The organism is Glycomyces arizonensis DSM 44726, from assembly GCF_000482705.1.
Taxonomy (GTDB): domain Bacteria; phylum Actinomycetota; class Actinomycetes; order Mycobacteriales; family Micromonosporaceae; genus Glycomyces; species Glycomyces arizonensis.
Genome location: NZ_AXWO01000007.1, coordinates 210,766 through 230,196, shown reverse-complemented (window position 1 = coordinate 230,196; position 19,431 = coordinate 210,766). Strand labels below are relative to the sequence as shown.

The 19,431-nt window shown below is 68.4% G+C and carries 8 protein-coding genes; 5 read left to right on the top strand and 3 right to left on the bottom strand.

Features of this window, described 5'->3' with window-relative positions:
- From H613_RS0108965 to H613_RS0108950, 4 genes are all read left to right on the top strand, one after another.
- Window positions 1–849, top strand: coding sequence for a carbohydrate ABC transporter permease (locus H613_RS0108965; protein ID WP_051393141.1), 849 nt, complete (start codon window positions 1–3; stop codon window positions 847–849).
- A gap of 8 nt (window positions 850–857) precedes the next feature.
- Entirely contained in the window at window positions 858–2,984 is a 2,127-nt protein-coding gene (locus tag H613_RS0108960) for a glucosidase family protein (protein ID WP_026923526.1), read from the top strand.
- A complete protein-coding gene (locus H613_RS25485; protein WP_051393140.1) occupies window positions 2,981–4,102 on the top strand; it encodes a DUF5005 domain-containing protein in 1,122 nt (373 codons plus the stop codon). Before H613_RS0108960 ends, H613_RS25485 begins: the two co-directional genes overlap by 4 nt.
- A gap of 393 nt (window positions 4,103–4,495) precedes the next feature.
- Complete coding sequence (locus H613_RS0108950; RefSeq protein WP_026923525.1) at window positions 4,496–6,097, top strand: AbeC-like domain-containing protein; 1,602 nt, start codon at window positions 4,496–4,498, stop codon at window positions 6,095–6,097.
- Window positions 6,098–6,204: 107 nt separating this feature from the next.
- Here the strand turns inward: H613_RS0108950 and H613_RS0108945 are convergent, their stop codons facing one another.
- The 3 genes from H613_RS0108945 to H613_RS25480 all read right to left on the bottom strand — a co-directional run bounded on the left by H613_RS0108945 (window position 6,205) and on the right by H613_RS25480 (window position 18,398).
- Entirely contained in the window at window positions 6,205–15,447 is a 9,243-nt protein-coding gene (locus H613_RS0108945) for a hypothetical protein (protein WP_026923524.1), read from the bottom strand.
- A gap of 22 nt (window positions 15,448–15,469) precedes the next feature.
- Window positions 15,470–17,023 carry a hypothetical protein gene (locus tag H613_RS0108940; protein ID WP_156925922.1) on the bottom strand — a complete coding sequence of 518 codons (1,554 nt, stop codon included), beginning with the start codon at window positions 17,021–17,023 and terminating at the stop codon, window positions 15,470–15,472.
- Between the two features lie 121 nt (window positions 17,024–17,144).
- Window positions 17,145–18,398, bottom strand: a complete 1,254-nt coding sequence (locus H613_RS25480) for a 5'-methylthioadenosine/S-adenosylhomocysteine nucleosidase family protein (protein ID WP_156925921.1) — start codon at window positions 18,396–18,398, stop codon at window positions 17,145–17,147.
- A gap of 188 nt (window positions 18,399–18,586) precedes the next feature.
- Here H613_RS25480 and H613_RS0108930 point away from each other — a divergent pair, with 188 nt between their 5' ends.
- Window positions 18,587–19,285: an NUDIX domain-containing protein gene (locus H613_RS0108930; RefSeq protein ID WP_035737113.1), complete on the top strand. Its 699-nt coding sequence runs from the start codon at window positions 18,587–18,589 to the stop codon at window positions 19,283–19,285.
- Window positions 19,286–19,431 lie beyond the last annotated feature (146 nt).

Here is a 19,431-nt window from a genome sequence, read left to right as displayed (position 1 = left end):
ATGCCTTCCAAAAGCACAGCGCCGCCGTTCAAGAGCACCGCAAGAGTCATCCGCACCGCCGTCCTGGCCGTCCTCGGACTGCTCTGGCTGATCCCGGTGTACCTGCTGATCATCAACGCCGCGAAGGCGCCCGAGACGTTCACCACCACTCATTCGTGGCGGCCCACCGACTTCTCGCTGCTGTCCAACATCGGCGAGGCCATGCGGCTGTCCGGGCTCGCCGACAGCGTCCTGAGCACCCTGGTGTACGCGGTCGTCTCGCCGGTGATCGCGGTCCTGGTCGGCGCCGCCGCCGGGTTCGCGATCGTCGCGCTGCGGCTGCGGCACGGCTTCGCCTGGTTCGTCGCGATCTTCGGCGGCACCGTCTTCCCGCTCCAGATGATCCTGCTGCCGCTGTTCGACGCCTACTCGCGCATGAACCTGTTCGACACCAGGCTCGGCATGATCCTGGTGTACACGGCGATCTCGATCCCGTTCTCGGCGTTCGTGATGCGCAACTTCTTCACCGGCATCGCGCACAACGTCTTCGAGGCGTCCGTGCTCGACGGGGCGTCGACGGGGCGCATCTTCTTCCGGGTGTACCTGCCGATGGCCTCCAGCGCGCTGGTGGCGATCTTCATCCTGCAGGCCACGTTCATCTGGAACGACTTCCTGCTCGGGCTGGTCCTGAGCCAGTCCGACACCGTGCGGCCGATCGTGACCAGCCTCGCCGGGATGCAGAGCACGTACGGCGGCGCGCAGATGTCGACCGTGCTCGCGGGCGGCCTGCTCGTCTCGCTGCCCACGGTCGTGCTGTTCCTGTGCACGCAGAAGTTCTTCTCCCGCGGCCTGGCCCTCGGCCAGTATTAGGAGTCCACATGCGTCTGATTCCCACCGTCGACGACCTCGCCGCCGACGCGGTCACGCACCACTACGACGACATGATCGCGCCCAGCGGTCTGACGAACTTCCTGGGCACGGCCAGGGTCGACCACGACCTCACCGCGGTCAGCGCGGTGACGTTCCCGCCGGTATCGCAGGGGCTCACCCGCACGGCGGTGTGCTTCGTGGACGGACGCCTGGTGGAGTCGTACGGGGCCCCGATCACGCACGAGTGGCGCCCCGACAGGGTGCGCCGGAGCGTGTCGCTGCCGGACCTGGAACTGAAGACCACAACGGTCTGCGTTCCGACCAAGACCGCAGTGGCCATCGATGTGAACGTCACCAACACCGGGAAAGAACACCGCACGGTGCCGGTGACGCTCTCGCTCACGGCCGGGGCGGCGAGATCCGAAGACGCCTGGCTCGACGCCGAATCCCCGTCCGAACCCAACGCCGCCGAGGCGGCACCGTCACGCCTGGTCTTCAGGAACAGGCCGGAAACGGCCTGGAGCGTGCAGGGAGTGGACACCGAGGCCGACGTGCGGCTCTCGGGCATCGCACCGGCCACCGCCGAGCACGACGAAGGCATCGGCGGCATCGAGCGGGGCGGCGAGGTGACCGTCCGCCTTGACGTCGCTCCGGGCGAGACGGCGCGGTTCGGCTACGTCCACGCCGTAGGTGCCTCCCAAGACGAGGCCGCGGCGGTCTTCGAGGCCGTCGCGGCGGACGTCCCGGCCGCGGTCGCGGCCGCCGAGTCGTTCTGGAACGCCCAGCTGGACGCGGCGTTCCGGCCGGGCAACGGCGAGTTCTCCGGGCATCTGCCCGTATTGCAGACCACCTCGGAGCCGCTGCGGCGCCTGTACTGGTGGGGCGTGCTCGGCGTCATCTGGTTCCGGCGCGACTTCGCGGGCAACGTCCTGGGGCGCAGCTACGACACGCTGATGCCCAACTACTGGGCCACCACGACGTTCATCTGGGACTACAGCCTCAGCTCCATCACGCACGCGCTGCTCGACCCGGAGGCCATGCGGCGCCAGCTGCGGCACTGGATCGCCTCCGACATCCACACGCACTTCGGCACGTCCTCGCTCACCGGCGGGCCGGTCGGGCGCTGGTACTCGGTCAACGACTACGCGATGACCAGGCTCGTGCACGACTACGTCAGGTTCACCGGCGATGCCGACCTGCTCGACGAGGCTCCCGGTGGGCGCCCGGTGGTCGAGCACCTGCGGAACTGGGCGCTGGCGTGGCAGGGGCTGCGCGGTGCGTCGCCGCTCGCCGACTACGGCGAGATCGACAACCTGCTCGAATGCGTGAGCTCCTACACGCACGAGGTCGCGAGCCTCAATGCGGCGAACGTGTGGAGCATGCGCACGGTGGCCCAGATCCTCACCGCCCGCGGCGACGCCGACGGCGCCAAGGCGCTCGCGGCCGAGGCCGACGCGCTGGTGGAGGCCGTGACCGACCTCTACGAGCCGGGCACCGGGCACTTCGCCGCGAGGCAGCCGGACGGCACGCGGGTGCCGGTGCGCCACGTCTACGACTTCAGCATCGTGGGCACCACGATCGCCGACGACCTCGACGCGACGACGCGTCAAGAGATGGTGGACTTCTACAAGCGCGAGCTGCAAACAGAGACCTGGCTGCGCTCGCTGTCCCCACGGGACCCCGACGCGAGCTTCAGCGTGCGCCCCGACCACCAGTGGAACGGCGCCTATCCCGCGTGGCCCGCCGACGCGGCGCGCTCCCTCGTGGCGCTGGGCGCCTCGTCGGTGGCCGCCGACTGGCTCCCGGGGCTCGCCCGCTCCGCGAACCAGGGGCCGCCCGCGCAGGCGCACTTCACCGAGGAAGCGATGCCCACTGTGGGCGGCGGCGCGCGCAAGGCGCCGCCGCAGCTGCCGTACATCATCGACTGGTCCTGTTCCTCGGCCGGTTCCTATGTGGCCCTGGTGATCGAGTCGTTCTTCGGGGTGGACCCGAAGGTGGGCTCGGCCCAATGGGACACGACCAGAGCATGCGTCGCCGACCTCGACCCCGAAGCGGTGCTTCGCGGGCTGCGACTGGGCGAGCGCCTGGTCGACGTGCACGCGGACGGCACCGTGACCGAAAGGAACCGAACATGATCCGCCGAACGACGACCCTCGCCGCATCCCTCCTCATGGGACTCGCGGCCGTCCCCGCCGCCGCCCAGGCCGCACCGGGATGCGAGCCGCGCGTCTCGGCGGACGTCAACACCGAACTGACCGAGCGCTTCGGCACGTACGGCGACACCGCGGGGCGCTGGACGGGCGCCGACTCCGCGTACAGCATCCCGCTGCCGGACGGCTCGGTGGCGTGGCTGTACTCGGACACGTTCCTCGGCGAGGTCGACGAGGACCACGGCAGGCCGCTGGACTCGCCGTTCATCCACAACTCGATCATCGTGGACGACGAAGGCGAGCTCACCACGCACACGGGAGGCACGGAGGAGGCCCCCGAGTCCCTGGCGAAGGTGGAGGGCGCGGGCGAATCCCAGAACTGGTACTGGTTCGGAGACGGAACGGTGGAGGGCGATCGGCTCCACGTCATGCTCCTGGAGTTCGAGAAGACCGGAGACGGCGTCTTCGACTTCGCGTTCGCGGGCAACGCCGTGGCGACCTTCGACACCGACGACATGAGCCTTGAGGGGATCGAGGAACTGCCGGACTCCGAGATCAACTGGGGCGCGGCGATCTACGAGGACGAGGACTACACCTACGTCTTTGGGGTGGAGGACCTCCAGAGCGAGAAGTACGCCCACCTGGCCCGAGTGCCCACGGGCTCCCTCACCACGGCGGACTGGCAGTACTTCGCGGGCGGCAAGTGGACCGGCGACCCGGACGGATCGTCCAGGATCCTCGAAGGCGTCTCGAACGAGTTCAGCGTCTCGCGCTACCAGGGCAGGTTCACGCTCGTCACCGGCGACGCGACGGAGCCGCTCAGCGCCGAGATCGTGATGTACCGGAGCAAGGACATCGAGGGGCCGTACACGGGCAAGACGGTGCTGTACGAGACGCCGGAGACCGGCGGGAACGTCTTCACGTACAACGCGAAGGCGCACCCGGAGCTGGGAAGCGGGAACCGGCTGCTGGTGACGTACAACGTCAACAGCTTCGACTCGGGAGACCTGTACGAAGAGGTGGACAACTACCGCCCGCGCTACATAGACGTCCACGCCCAGATCCCGAACGGCCACGCGTGCGAACAGGGGCCGTCCGCCTGACCGGAATCAGCCGCCGGTGTCCTTCCGGCGCTCACTTCAACGGCCGCCATGATCGCCGCTGCCTCGCAGCGGCGGCGATCATGGCGGCCGTCTCGCGTCCGGCGTCGGACCTTTCGGAGAATCGCCGCTTATTGATTAGTTGACAAAAACTCGCGCGATGGGTACAGTCGGCTTACCAATTACAGTCATTTATACAATATGCAGTAAGTTGGCATCAGACGGCACTGTCCGTCACCGCCTTTCTTTCAACTCCACACCCCTTCATCGATCTCCGCGCACATCCTGGGGCCGACTGGATTCGTCGGCTCCCCCGTTCGGGGTCTCCAGCGCCGAATGCTCCACCGCTGAGCCCGTGACGAAGTGCGCCTGAAAACGAAAGCGAGACGCTCCGCCATGCACGACGTTCCGAAGCAGGCCTCACCGCAAGCTCCACCGCACAGGCTCGATCCCGACAAGAGCGCGGTCGCGAAGCACCTGTGCGCCGGTGCCCACCTCGACAAGTCCTTCCGGGACAAGATCATGAACGAGATCTACCACCGCCCCGACCGGGCGCTCGCCCCCAGCCCGGGAGTGAACACCGCACTGGTGCTGAGCCACGCGAGAACCGCGCGCGGCCGCGAGCTCGGCCAGCACTTCCTCACCACCGGCGTCGCCGTCCTGATCGTCTTCACCACGCTCAGCGCGCTCCTCCATCCGGGAATGCTGCTGTTCCTGTTCATCTGGGCCCTGGTCGGCTGGAGTGTGCAGCACGCGGCGGGAGAGAACAACGAGGACCTCACCATCGTCCAGCTCCTCATCGGCGGCTCGGCCCTGGTCGCACTCACCTTCTTCGCCGAGCCGATCATCCAGGCGCTGTTCTACCCCACTGGGGCGAGCGGCGGCCGCGTCGCCGGGCTCTGGATCCTGCTGATCTCCCTGACCGTCGCCACCGCCGCTTTCGGAGGGATGCGCGGGGTCTGGATCAACCGCATCGACGAAGACAGGGGCGAGCCGTACCTCGACGACCGGCTCAGGACCATCAGCAGCCGGCAGGGCAATGCCGAGGTCGTCAACTACAGCGCCTACCGCAAGCCGTTCGTCGGCGCGGGCAGGTCGATAGCGACGTGGCAGTTCGCCATGCCCATGCGCCCGAAGAACGGCGCGGAGACCCAGGCCGACCCGGTCTGGCCGCACTTCAGCTCCTCGGCTCTCAACGACCACATCCGCGACGCCGTCAGCGCACTGGCGGCCGACCGCGGCCACTCCCGCCACCTGCCCGGACTCGAACTGGCCGACCGGGTCTACGTCTCGGGCGTCGACACCTCCGCGCCCGCGCACTTCCTGCGCCAACTCCGCAGAGACAACCTGCCGGACTCGGTCGCCGGCATCCAGGCGGACCCGACCAGCGCCGCTCGACACTACCTGGTCTGCCAGGCGTCCTCGTGGGACGGCGAACTGGTCACCACGATCTTCATCCACACCGCGATCCAGGGCGAGACGCTCTACATGGAATTCCACAGCTACAACCTGCCGCCGACCCGCGAGGCGTACCACGTGTTCGGGCGCAATGCGCCTTCCGGGGACAAGCGCGTCGCGCTGAGCGCCGCCATCGGCGCGGCGGGCGCCCCGCTCTCGCTCATCACCGGCCCGATCGGCCTGGCCCGAGCCGCCGTCGACGGGATCAGGAACGCGATGTCCGGCGGCGGCGGGAACGGCGACGACGTCGGCGCGGTGGCGACCGTCCGCGAACTGGGCAGCGACATCCACCTCCACAACTACTTCCAGGGCCGCGACGCGGTGAAGTACACCGAGATCCTGGAGGCGCAGCTGCTCCACACGGTCGTCGAGTACCTCGGCGACAAGGTCGACACCTCGCAGCTGACCGGATTCGCCGAGACCATCGTCAACCACGGCATCGTCAACTACGGCCGCATCGACGCCGGTGCGATCGGGCACGGCGCGTCCGCGACCGTCGGCTCGGTCGGCCGCGGCAGCCGCGGCTCCGTGGCCAAGTGAGAGCCGAGAATCGCCTGTAAGAGGAATCCTTTGCGACAAGAGCCCTTGCCCGGCGGTCCTGCCGCGTTGCGGCGGGACCGTCGGGCAAGGGCTTCGTGCGTCCTCCGTCAGGGGAGATCGGCTCGGGGACCGCTTTCCACGCTCTCCGAGAACCGGTCCAGCAGCACCTTGACCAGGTCCTGCGGCAGGTGCAGGTGCCGCATCGGCGGGGTTATGAAGGGGAACTCCGCCAACTGGGCCATGCTGAGCCGCAGCACCTTGCGCTGGTCGTCCGTCAGACTCGTCTGGCACGGCGCGGGCCGCGAACGCGGATGGAGCACCCTCGCGAAGGCGCTCAGTGGACCGAGAATCCCGGCGTCCCGCACGACGGTCGCCTCGGCGTCCTCGGGTCGGCCGAGGGCCGCGGTTATGCCGCGTGCCACCGCACCGATGGAAGCATCGTCCCTCACCTCGGTGTGCCGCAGGAGGATCGCCCGGCAGCACGCCGCGATCTGCCTGCGCTCTTCCCCCTTGAGTCCTTTATCGCCAGATCCATTTGGTATGGACTCTCGCAGCCGCTGCCAGAGCCCTCTGGGGCCTTCGAGGACACCGCCGGGACTGGCCAGCCATTCGGTGACGATCGGCTCAGTGTGCAGGGCCCTCGTGGCGGCGACCCCGAGGAAGTAGGCCATGAGCACCGCCGTCCCGGTAAGGCTCTGGTCCTCCGCCTCCGCCGCATCGCAGACGAGGACGGCCGCGAGCATCGGCGCCAGGTCGGGCTCGGCGGTGGCCTTGAGGTCGAACGAGGCGCGCCCGTGCTCGCGCATCCACTCGCGCAGCAACGCGGGCGGGTCCAACACCGGTTCCGACCGGAGGATCAGCCCCGCCGCGTGCAGCAGCCTCGCGGTGCTGTCCGTGGCGTCCTGATAGGAAATACTGCCGCCGACCAGATCGGCGTACCGCTTGTGGAGGACCACGTCCGGAAGCCCGGACTTGTCCTCCTCTCGGTGCGCGATGGCAGAGCGCATCCATCGCGGCAGGTCGATGAACGCCGTCCGGGTTCCGGAGAACACCGCCCTCACGGTGCGCCGCATGCCACCGTCCACGGACCGGTCGGGGACCGCCGCGTAGTTCTCGACCTCGACCTCGCACTGCTCGCCCGGTACGACACCGCGGCCGCGCGGCTTGAAGAGCAGCGGAATGCCGAACGGCTCTGTCGTCGCAAGCCACTTCGACGTCCCGTGCTGGCTTCGGAGCGTGGCTCCGAAGCGGCTCCCGAGCGAGAGGTCGGCGAACTGCCGCTTGGCACCGATCCTGTCGACGATCGAGACCGAGAGATTCGGCCGCAGCGCCACGGTGATCCTCTCACCCAGGCAGTTCCGGAGCGCCTTGGCGTCCAGGTCCTGCGTCCACGCGGCCTGGCCGACCGGCATCCAGTGCAGCGCCTTGGTCAGGACGTCCCTGCACAGCAGCCCGGCACACTTGCCGCCGCGGTCGACACCGTCGACGATCTCCACCTCGATCTCCGGTCGCCAACCCCACCGGGGCTCAGCCGAGCCGGGCTCGCTCTTGCCCGGTGCCGACCGCCACCACAGGTTCCCCGTCTCCGGCAGGCGCTCGGCGACGAGTGCGATGTCTTCGCCTTCGAGACCGTGGACGAGCCCGCCGATGGGGAGCTGCCGCAGCACCGAACCCTGGGACACGATCAGCTGCCCGCCGCCGAGATGGGCCTTGGCCTGGCCGAACATCAGCGTCTTCGACGGCCCCTTCGGCCACCTGCTACTCGGCTGCAACCGCCGCGACACTGTGACGGCGCCGTCCTCGCACGCTTCGACGGTGACCGGCAGCCCGCCGCCGCACCCGGCGATGACGTCGGCGCGCAGCACCGGGTCCGCGAGGGCACGGTGCAGCCATTCGGCGAAAGGCCAGGTGCGGGAGTCCGCCTCACTCAGTTCCACCGACGCGTCCGGCAGGCCGAGGACTCGGAACTCCCCTTCACCATCGAGGCCGAGCAGGACCGTGTCGTCGGGCGCTGGACCCGATCCGGACGCGGAGGCGAGCGTGTTGTCCCGGCCGAGCCAGACCGCCGGCTCCTCCCGGTACTTCATGAGCTCACGAGGACCCACCGGGTAGCGCACCGGACGATCGACCGTCCCAAGGTACAGGCAACCCCGCTTGTGGTCGGCTCCGGTGACATCGAGCAGCATTCGCCTCGAAGCACCGCTCATGGCGGACCGGAGGTTCGGCGCCCAGTCCAGCAGTTCGAGTCGCCCGAGTTCGCCGGGCTCGGCGATCGCCTTGAGCCACACCGAGTCGCCGGGGCCGAACGCCGCCCATTCGACGCGGTCCCCCAGCGCGTCGCCGCCGCTCGACGCGGTGAGGATGGAGCCGGGGACCTCGAAGATGCGGCCCGGGCTGACCTCGACCCAGAGCCCGCCCGTCTTGGAGGGCGCCGAGGTCGGTCCAGCCACCGTGAACCGGCGCTCCTGGTTTCTCCGCATGCCCATGAGGAGCTCGTTGACCGGGTACCCGAAGCGGGCGAGTCGGTCCTGCGGGTAGCGGAGCGTCAGGCGGCCCTGTTCCTCATGGAAGAACACCGGTTCGTCCATGACGGTGAGCCTGTGGCCCCCCTGCCTGGCGATGTAGTACTCGCGCTCGGACGATTCCCTTGTGCGGTCAAAGGTCTTGAGGTCGTGGTAGCGCCAGTTCGCGTGCCGGCAGGCCTGCCACAGGTCCGCCCGCGAGCCTTCCCTGAACGCCAGCTGCGACCACGCCACCTCTGGTGCGGCGGTCTCGTGCGCCGCCCCGTCGCCCCTGAGTTCGAGGGGGACGGCATCGCCCCCTTCACGGCCGTCACCGACCTTGGCGGCCACCGCGCGGTCCAGACGGGCGACCGGCTTCACGACGACGCGATCGGTTCCCGCTTCTCCGACCGCTCCGAGCTTGGGGTGTCCGACCGCGAGCAGGTCCACGGCGTCTGGCCTGACCAGCAGGCGGACTCCCGGGAACCCCGCGGCCGTGTACCCCTTCTCGACCTTCGGCACGTCAGAGAGGTCCACGTTCTTGAGGGGGTTCATGGGCAGCAGGATCAACGGGCGCTGGGCGCTCAAGTACTCCTGTTCCGCGGGGACGGCCTGAGAGGCGACGATCCGTTTGCCGTCAGGCGCCAACCGCACCACCGATCCGTGCGGAATGCCCTTGAGGCCGGCGATGCTCTTGGTGGACCACAGCAGCCCTGGGCGCAGTTCGATCTTGGTTTGGCCGAGGAACGCGTTATAGGCGCCGCCTTGGTGCTGCAGGAAGGACAGGAGAGTCGACAGCTCTCGCATGGGCGGGTCGTTCGTGGCTCCCTCCCAGCGGTTGGCGGTCTGCGGATTTCGCGGCGCCTTGGTCAGCTTCACGAGCATCCGAACGCCATTGAGACCGCCGTTCGAGACGCCGTTGAGGTGGCTGTTCGAGCCCCCATGGCGCTCCAGTTCCCGCCGCAGGGCATCGTGCTGGATCGAGTACCGCCTCCTGCTGACGGCGACGTGGAGGGCCGAATCCGGGTCGGAGCGCACCTCGTGCGGCAGGCCGAATTCGAGCAGGAGGTCGTTCGGCTGCCGGTGGACGTCGGTCACCTCGAGATAGAGGTGATCGCCCACCCGCAATCCGTTGCCGTCCGGCGTGCTGGAGAGGACGGGCGGGACGTACTCGAAGCCGAGCACTTCGCCCTGGCTGTCCTTGATGACCTCCCTGTCCGCCCTGACGTTGACCCAGAACCGGTTGTCGGTGTCCCCGGCCTCCACCCGGTGCCAGTAGTGCTCGAACAGCGCGGAGATCGACTTCTCGCCGATCCGCGCCCGCCCGTGGAGTCGCTTCTCCAGTCCCTCGGGCCTGCCGGACCGCAGGTCCCGGAGCCGGATGCACCGGACCACGGCGCGGCCCGAGCTCTCGTCGATGTCGACCAGTGCTTCGTGGACGATCCCGAGGCGCGACTCCTCGTAGATCTGCGAGGCGAGGTAGTGCGTGATGTCGCTCGGCCAGATCTGGACCGACGTCTTCTCGGGATCCTCGGTCCGCTTGAATACGGCGGCGCGCACTCGGTCGCCGTGGAAGAGCGCCGTCGAATTGACGGTGACGGGCTTGCCGGCGACGAGCAGCCGGTCCGCGGCCACGTCGGCGACCCAGCCGAGTCCCCAGCAGAACTGGTGGAATTCGCGGCCCTTGACGGTCTTGCGCCCCAGGTAGAAGACGGGCCGGTTGCCGAACCAGGTCTTGCCGTTCTTACTCACTTTGCCCAGCCGGTTCAGCGTCTCGGACATCTCGTCCGCGGTCAGCGGTTTCACATCGTTCACGTCGAACGAGGCGGCGTAGCCCCTGCGGTACGGGACCACGCGCACGCGGACGTGGCTCTCCGGGAACCCGTTCTTGACGAGTACCGGCGGGCGCGTGCCCGGCTTGAGCGGCAACGTGTCGCCGAAGCCGCCTTCCGGTTGCGGCACGAGCGTGTCGACCGGCGGAACGAACAGGGTTCCCCCCTTCCCCAGCGTGCCGACGAGGTGGTCGTCGTTCTCTTCCAGCAGCGCCTTCCACGCGTCGTGGGCGCTCTCGGTACCCGGCGGCTGTATCCGGCCGGCACGGCGTCCGCCGCCTCCGGCGGGCCGCGAGACGATCTCCGAACGCAGCAGGACCATGCCGTCGATGCGAGTCTCCCGCAGCTCGATGTGGTCCACGACGACATGGCCCCCGAGGTACCGCTGCCGCGCGCGCGAGAAGAAGGCCGCCTTGCGCCGCCGGTCCGTCGCCTGCACGTTCAGGTACTTCGTGCCCTCCTCGGACCAGGTCTCCTTGCCGGACTGCCGCAGCTCGGCGCCCGCGAACGCCGTCTCTCCGGCACCGGCCGCGCCGCGCCACGCGACGACGGGGCGGTGCGGGTCCTGAAGCAGTTCGCGCGGGCGGCCGACGGTCGGGGAGCGGCCGATCCGGATCCAGCCCTCGCCCGGCTCGTCCGCCGTCTCGAACAGCGCGCGTGCCCGTATGATGCGCCGCTCGGCGCAGACGAGCCACCGATGGTCTTCGCGGCGGATCCGGACCGGGTCGCCGATCCGGTTCACCGCTCCGAGGTACTGCTCGGGAATCCGTACATAGAGCGGAGCGCGGCCTTCGGCGATGCGCAACCAGACGCCGCAGTACCTGCCGTGCTCGTCGGAGCCGATCGGCTCCACCACGCATCCGTCAATGCGTCGGAGCCCTTCACGCAGCACGTGGTCGCCATCGGAGCCGAGCACGCGGTGGAGCTCCGCTTCCGGCACTTCCCGCCAGGTCGGCACCGCCGTGCTGCTCGGTCCGTCCTTCACGACGACGGCTCGCCGCTTCGTCCTGAACCCGCTCCGCCAGCCCGCTCCGGTCTCGACGCCGGCCAGACTGACCGTCTCGCTGTGGAGCTGCACCTGGAGATCGCTGCCTTCGACGCCGCAGAGGACGAAGGGCCTCGCGGTTCGCGCGTTGGGGATCCTTCCGAGCCGCACTACCCGGTCCCGCTCGTTCCCGGTCAACGCCAGGTAGCGCTCCTCACTGGGAAGCTGCGGGTCGCTGATGCCGTCGAGGCCCTTCTGCCACTTGCCGTGCACTTCGGCGCGACGCGCAGTGCGCTCGTCCCAGACCGATTCGATCTCGCAGAGGCAGTCGTCGGTCGATTCGGTGCTCTCCATGCCCGTCACACCGATCCGTGGGGGAATCCCTTCCGGCACCTCGTCGAACTGGTCAGTCGGGAGGTGCCATCGATCGCCGTCGAAGCGGGCGATGCACGCCTCGGGCAGGTCGAATTCGAGCCAGCGGCGATTCCGCTCGTCGAAGTCCCCGTCGTCACCGGCGCCTTCGACGATGGAGATGCGTCCAGTGCGGCGGTCGACCTGAATCGACGCGCGCAGCCCGGTCGGGTCGGCCTTCTCTGCATCGGCCTTGTCCGTGAGGAGACTCAGCGACCTGTCATCCCAGTCCGAACCGCGCACCAGATAGGTCTCCCCGGGCCGGACCACGACCCGCCAGCTGCGCGGCCTGCCGGGGAACTCGGGGTCGGTCATGTCGCCGAACACGACCGGCAGGCTCGAGAGCCAGGTCCGGGCGCCGCCGAATTCGCTGGCGATGAGCTCGCTCGACGAGCGCTCCACGGGCAGCCAGGCATCGCGGTCGGCGTCCCATCGGACGAAGGTCGTCCACGGGTCCTCGCCTTGGAGGGACCGGAGCACATCCGGTTCCCAACGGTTCCTGACCAAGGTGGCCGTGCCGGAGTCACCCTCGGGAAGCATCCATTCGGGATCTCCCTCCACCGCGACCCTCAAACGGGGGAAGTCGTCGATCGGCGCGACTTCGGCCGGCCGCACCTCGCCGTGGCGCCGTTCGCGGCCGAGGCCGACCAGGGGCCTCACTTCCGCGATGCGGCCGTTCCTGAGACTCACCTCGAACTGGTCGCCGGGCGCCCGCGGGTCCTCCGCGTTCAACCGGTGCTCGACGAGTTCGTCCAGGCCGCAGTCGAACCGGGCCGTGACGCCGCCGTCTTCGGTTCGGCTGTCGACGAGCACACCGAGGACGGTGGCCGGCCGGGCGCCCGGCGCGGGGACCGGCACCATGTCCGCTCCGGTGTCCTTCGGCGCGATCAGCCAGCGCCGACCGCTGTACTCGTCCGAGACCGCCCCCAATGCGAGGAGGCGGTCGTTGAGGGCATCGGTGGCGGGGATGCGCCCGATGATCTCGGGGGTCAGCGCCTCGGCGAAGGCATCGGCGATCTCGCGGCCCAGGGACGCGCGGCTGCCGGGGAGCCAGCGCTCGCTCACGGCGCTGAGGAACCGGTTGAAGAGATAGCGGGCGGCCGTCTCGGCGTTCCTGGACTCGATGAGCTCGTACGGTCCTCGGTCGGCGGCAGGTTCCATGCCGCGCAGGGCGAGGAAGCGCTTGGCGGTCCTCGAGTACACGCGGTCGAGTTCGGCCTTGTCGCGGTCCTTGCGGAAGCCCTCGCCGGTGAGCGTGGTGAACAGCTTGTCGTAGTACCAGACCGCGTTGCCGCTGAACTCCAGGATCGCGTCGATGACGAGGTCGGTGACCTCGCCGACGTCGTCCCGGACACTCGGGTCGGAGGGCCACGGGGTGGAGAGGATTCGCTCGATCATGTAGTGCCGCAGCGACTGCGGGAATTCACCGGGGTTCTTGATCGCTGTGACGGCGTCGCGCCACTCGCCGATCCATTCGGCGCCCTCCCTCGATCCGGTGTCGGCGCGGTGTCTGAGCACCGCGCACAGGCGCACCGTGGCCAGGATGAGGGGGCCGCCGTTGTCCTTCCATCCCTTGGTCTCCTCCCATTCGGAGGCCCGCGGCATGATGTCCTCTTCCCAGGTGTCGAAGTCGTAGTCGGGGGCCGCGAGGAGACTGCGCCGTTCGACGACGGGGAACTCGCTTCCCTTGCCGTTCTTCTTCCGGCTGAGTCTGATCAGCTCGTCGAAACGGTTGAACCAGTCGAGGGAGACGTCCTCCTCCAAGGGATATCCGAGGGGAGCGAGCTGCTCGTAGATGTCCCGGCGCGCCAGCTCGGCGGCGATCCGCTCGTTTCGGTCCGGGTCCTCGCTCCGATGCAGCATCGCGTCGTCGTCCACGAGGTCGGCGACGACCAGCTGCGACGGCGAGTCGTCCACGGGTTTGAACCAGTACCGCCCCCGATCGCTCCGGTAGCGGCCCTCGCCTCCGGACCTGGCGAGCCGGAGCCAGTAGAGCACCGCGCGTTTGCCGGATCGGCGGTACATCCGCGCGCGCGGACCGTCCTCGCCTCGGTCGGTTTCGAACCTGTCCGTCAGATGACCGGCGAGCTCTGCCGGCGTCACGGCGGGATCGGTGCCCTGTCCGATCCGGTTGAGCAGCCCCTCGGCGAAGAGGGAGAGTCCCAGCATCGGGAGCGGCAGGAGATCGGTCTTCTTGCCCTGTCGATGATGCTGGAGCGCCCCGAAGAGGCAGCTGTGCAGGATGACGTCCTTGCCGTGCATCACGAGGTCGAGCCAGTCCTCACGGCCCTCGGCCCCTGGAGTGTGGAGCAGGCCCACGGCGGTGATCGCCGAGGCCAGGGACCGAAGCGCCACAGGTTCGAGATGGCTGCCGAACTGGCCGTACTGTCCCATTGCGGGATCAGGCTTGGACACCGGGCGGTGCAGGTCGTTCTCGCGGCGGAGCCAGGGGGAGACGAGTTTCGCGTTCAGTTCGGCCGCGACCTCGCCGGAACCCACTTCGACCGGCGCCTCGGCCGTTCCTCCGATGTCGACCAGGGCGTTCAGGAGCGCCGGCTTGTACGGTGGCGCGGCGTCGAAGCCGGGCATGACCGCCACGGTTTCGCCGGGAACCGGTTTCGCGTCCGCGGGCGGGCTCCACCAAGTGGCGAGGACCGTCGAGGCCTCGCGGGGGATCTGGTGGACGGCCTCCCACCACCAGCTGTGGTGCCAGATCACCGCGCCGGTCTTGAGCTGCGTGGCCAGAAGCGGCTGATCGCCGATCATGCGGGCCAGGACGGTCCTGCGGAGTTCCTCGGCGTGGCGGGGTTCCGGCCCGTATCTGCGCCAGCGGTCCCAGTACCGGCCGACCGCGGCTTCGACGCCGATGCGCTCGGCGGCCTTCCGCGGTTCGCCCTCCTCGATCCAGTCGCGAACGGTCAGGCGCGCCACCGTGCCGACCAGGTCCGGTTCGAGATCGGCCGCGCCCTCGCCTGCCATGGCGACCTCGGCGGCGACGGCCTCGACCGAGTCGAGTTCGAGCTTCACGGCCAGTTCGGCGGCGAGCAGGTAGGACATGCGGCCGCAGTCGCCTTGCCTGGCGCGGTCCACGAGCGCCGTGATGCGCTCCTCATTGCTGTAGAGGTCCTCCGCGTTCGAGCGGTCCCGCGCCGCCAGCTCGCCGAGCAGCACGAGCATGCAGGCCGAGTCGACGTGCGAGGTGACGTCGGCGTACGGCGTGGTCGACCTGCTCAATCGCGTGGGCTCCAGGCTCGGCACCCGTTCGAGAGCGACCCTGAATGCGATATAGTCCTCTTTGGATTCCATACAGACGTTGAACGCCTTGAGCAGGCCTCGTCGAACCCCCTCGTTCTGCACCAGGGAGCAGACGGATTCGAGCAGTGCTCGGGCGGCCTCGACGCAGCCGCGATCGATGCCGGGACGGTCTATGAGGGCCAGGATTCGCGGCACCGAGTGGACGGCGAAGGCGCTCTTGTCCGGTTGGGACAGCACCTCCAGCGCCGTGACCACCGAGTGCTTGTCCGCGCTGGGCGCGTCCAGGATCTCGACGCATTCGAGATAGGTCGTGATGTCTTTGGCCCTCGCTCTGCGGCAGGCGCAGAAGTACCAGTCTGCAAGCACGTGCGGTTCCTTTCAAAGGGTGTCAGGAGGGCTCGGGCCATGCGGCCGAGCGGAGTTCGGCGAGATCATCGCTGTCATCGAGCTCCTCCGCTCCGACGAAGCGGACGAAGCGGCGCAGCTCGGGGTCGAGCTCGGCGAGACGCAGGGCGACGTCTTCCCTGAGCGGAGTCCGGTGCAGCCCCGCCCAGCCGAGTGGGCGCCGGAAATCGGCATACGAGAGCAGTCGGCTGTTCACGAGATTGGCCCTCCAGGCGAATGCGGCCATTGCCACATTGCCGACCTTGTCGAGCCTCACTCCGTCGTGCCAGTCGTCCGCGTGCTCCAAGTAGAGGCCGACGACCCTCCGCAGGTGAGGGTTCGTCGCCCAGCCGACGATGTCGTCGTCGCGTCCCAGCTCCCCGATTCGCAGCAGTCCCAGAAGGAAGATGCCGACGCCCTCGTGGCCGATGGCTCCGACCAGTGCCGGATTCCTGCGCGATGCCGCGGGGAGCGAGTCGATCCAGACATCGAGGTCGTAGTCGTTCTCAAGCGCGATGGCACAGGCCGCGTCGACGCCGGCAGAGGCGTCGGGCACTTGGGTTCCGTGCCTCGCCAGGGCGCTGAGCACGCCGCGCCATTTGTCGCAGCTCATCGCTCTGAGCGAGCGCAGCTCGTGATCCGCTTCGGCCCTGTCCAACCCGACCAATTCTTTCTGCAGCTTCTTCAGGATCGGCACGACTGCCTCGGGGGCTTCGATGCCCGCCCAGTCCGCGCGGACCGCGACTCCATTGCGGCCGAGCAGGCCCAGTCCGCTCAAGGAGTCCAGGATCCTGCGAGCGTCGTTCACCGACTGCATCAGCGAGGTCCCCGCCACCTGCACGACGATCGGCGACTGGTGGGGCAGCCTGTTGACGAGCTCTTCCAGCGCCCTGGGCTGGCTGGGTGCCTCTTTGACTCGGAGGACGAAGGCGGGCACGGGGTCTTCCGGACCAGCGCCTTCACTGAGAGCGGCGGCCTCGTAGAGCGCACCTTCAGGGGGTCTCCCGAAGCCGTCGAGTTCGAGCCCGAGCCATCGGCGCTGCGGAAGCCCGAGCCGCCGCAGGGCCTCGTGAAGGCATTTGGTCTCGCAGGCGGCCAGTTCGGCTGCGAGATCGTAGTCGGCGCGGTCGGCGATCACCGCGAGCTGCCAGACGCGGTCGAGTCCCCAGAGCACATCGGTCGTGGTGCGGAGCCGCTCGTCGAACTCGAATCGGCCGTCGAGATCGCCGCGGGAGACCCTGAACACCGACCTGTTGGGATCCCGCTCGCCGGAGGCCGAGGAGGGCCCGATCCACGGGCCGGTGCTCTTCGGTTTTCCTTCTTGTAGGGATCCTCCTGCGCCGTTCCCTACTATTCCGGCCGTACCTTGCGGGTTGGAACCGAAGGCTGCCGTGTTCACATTTCCATTGACCTCGATATAGAAGCCGCCGTCCTTCGATTGGTTCCCCGTGGGTTTCTCAGCCGTGGCTTCAACAACGAGCGCGCCGATCGCGTCATTCAATGCATCGGCGTGGTTTACGAAGGGTCCGGGAGGGGACTGGTCGAACTCGGGGGGCATCGGTGGACTCCTGTTCGTCGAACGGATCCGTCGGCAGGCGGGCCCGGGGAGGGAAGGCGAGCGAGCCCGGGCCTGAGGAGACCCGGGACCGCTCCGCCTTCGAGAGAGGTGGGCCCGCCGCCTAGGACTCGCCGCCGCCGAAGAACGCGATGATCTTCGCGACGAGATCCGCCAAGGCGGTGAACGGTTTCACGAGGCCTTCGAGCAGTTGGAGCTTCCCGTGGACCTGCGCGTCCGGCTCGCGGTTCTCGATGTCGTCTTCGATCTCGTCGACGCTCTCGGCGATCTCCTCGTGGAGGTCGCCGACGGCGTCGCGTTCCTCCTCAAGGGCCTCGCGCAGGTCGGCGATGAGCTCGAGGGCCTGTTCGAGCCGGCGCTGGTCGGCGTCAACGCCGGAGTACATCACCCCTCGCGCGTGCTCGCCGACTGCCACAGCGAACCCCCTCGCATGGGGCCCCATGGCCGTCGTATTGACATTGCCAGCAATATGGATTCCGCCCGAGATGTTCCCGTGAGTATCGTCGCTGTTCCGTTTCGGCATGGTCTGTACTCCTGAACTGTGGTCGTTCTTCTGCTGAGAGGTTTCGGTTCCCGGCCGCGGTGCGCGGCTCGATTCCAGGCGGTCAAGGACAGCGAGCGCGAACGCCGCGGCGTTCCGGGCGGCGCGCGGCTGATCCGTCCTGTCCTTGGCCTTGGTCTTGTCGGCGAGCAGGTCGGACACACCCCTGATCACCATGGCTTCGACAGACTGGTTCATCCAGGCCGCGGCGAGCGCACCGAACCCCTCCATCTCGATTCCCTGGGCGTCGCCGCAGTGGCGATCGATCAGCTTCGCGATGGGAGAGGAGTTGCTGGCCACGACCTTGCTTCCGGCCGCGAGCGGGCGCAGGTGCACGTTGGGGATCCGGTCGCCGGCTCCGAGGCGGAGCCGTCCGAGCCAGGTGCCCTCCCGCGAGACCTGGTGCGCCTGCTGGACGAGCGCGTGGGCCGAACGGAGCGTGCTGGCACGAGGAAAGTAGCCGTCGTCGCTCTCCAGTCCGATTTCGTAGCCGTAGACCTCGGTGGCGGCGATGACGTCGCCGACCTCCGAGGTGCGGCGGCCTCCGGCCACGCCGACGAGGATCAGCGTCCGCGGCGCGAACGTGGCGACGGTGCGTTCAATGGCCGCGGCCGTCATTTCGTTCTGTCGGCCGGTCATCGTGACGACCAGCCTCCAGGTGCCATGCTCCCCTGCGACTTCGGTGATCTGGAACAGAGTGCCGTTCACGCTCTGCTCGCGGAACTCATGGCCGGGGAGCAGGTCGATGACGGCGTCGTGCTCCAGTCCCATCGGGGCGGCGATGACGCTGGTGGGCATCCCTGGGGACGGGTCCACAAGGGCCTCCAAGAGGTGAGATACGGGTGGGGTTGGCGTTGCATGGAGTTGCTGATGGCATCCCGAGTCGCGTGAAACCGCGTTCCTGATAGATTGCTAAATATTGTTCCGATGACTGGAAGTGCCGTCTCCAAGCTACGCACCGATCCGGTTCTTGTCAAGTCACCAATAAGGGGGAATCGAGCCTGATGGCCGAATCAGTGAAAATCGCCGCAGACGTAGTTCTTCTGACCATCCATGACAACTCGCTCAGTGTGCTTCTCGTGACCCGGGGCAAAACACCCTTTAAAGGACAACCCGCATTGCCGGGGGGGTTTCTGGAGCACGGCGAGACCGTCGAAGTGGCCGCACAGCGAGAGTTCCTGGAAGAGACAGGGCTGACACCGGACAGGATCAGGCTCGATCAGATCGGGGTCTACTCGGATCCGAAGAGGGATCCCCGGAGCCGGGTCGTCAGCGTCGCGTTCAGCGCGCTGATCCCCAAGGCGATAGTGCCGTCCGCTGGAGGCGACGCCTCAGACGCCCACTGGATATCGGTCGCCGAGGCGATGAAGCAGGATCTGGCCTTCGACCACCACTCCATCCTCCAAGCGGCAGTGGAACACGCCCGCCATGTGCTCGAGCACTCGGCCGCCGCCGCAGCATTCTGCGAGGCGGAATTCACGATGTCCGAGCTGCGGCGGGTCTACGAGATCATCTGGGATGTCGAGCTCGACGCGGGGAACTTCCACCGGAAGGTCGCCAAGATCCCCGGCTTCGTGGAACCCGTGGGGAGGAGCACGGCTCGCGACGGCGGACGTCCGGCGACCCTCTACCGGGCCGACCCCAACCGCCGCCTCAGCACCTTCCTCACTCAGCCGTCGCGTGAGACCGACGGGGCGTCCTGATACAAAGCGGACCGTTTGCGGCGCAGGGAGTCCGGGAACCTCCAGCCGTTCCGCGTCGCCGACGAGACCGGACACGGCGGCATGGGCACCGGCGACCGCCCGAGCGGGGACACTCGGCTTCAACGTGCCGCCGGCGGCCGGGCTTT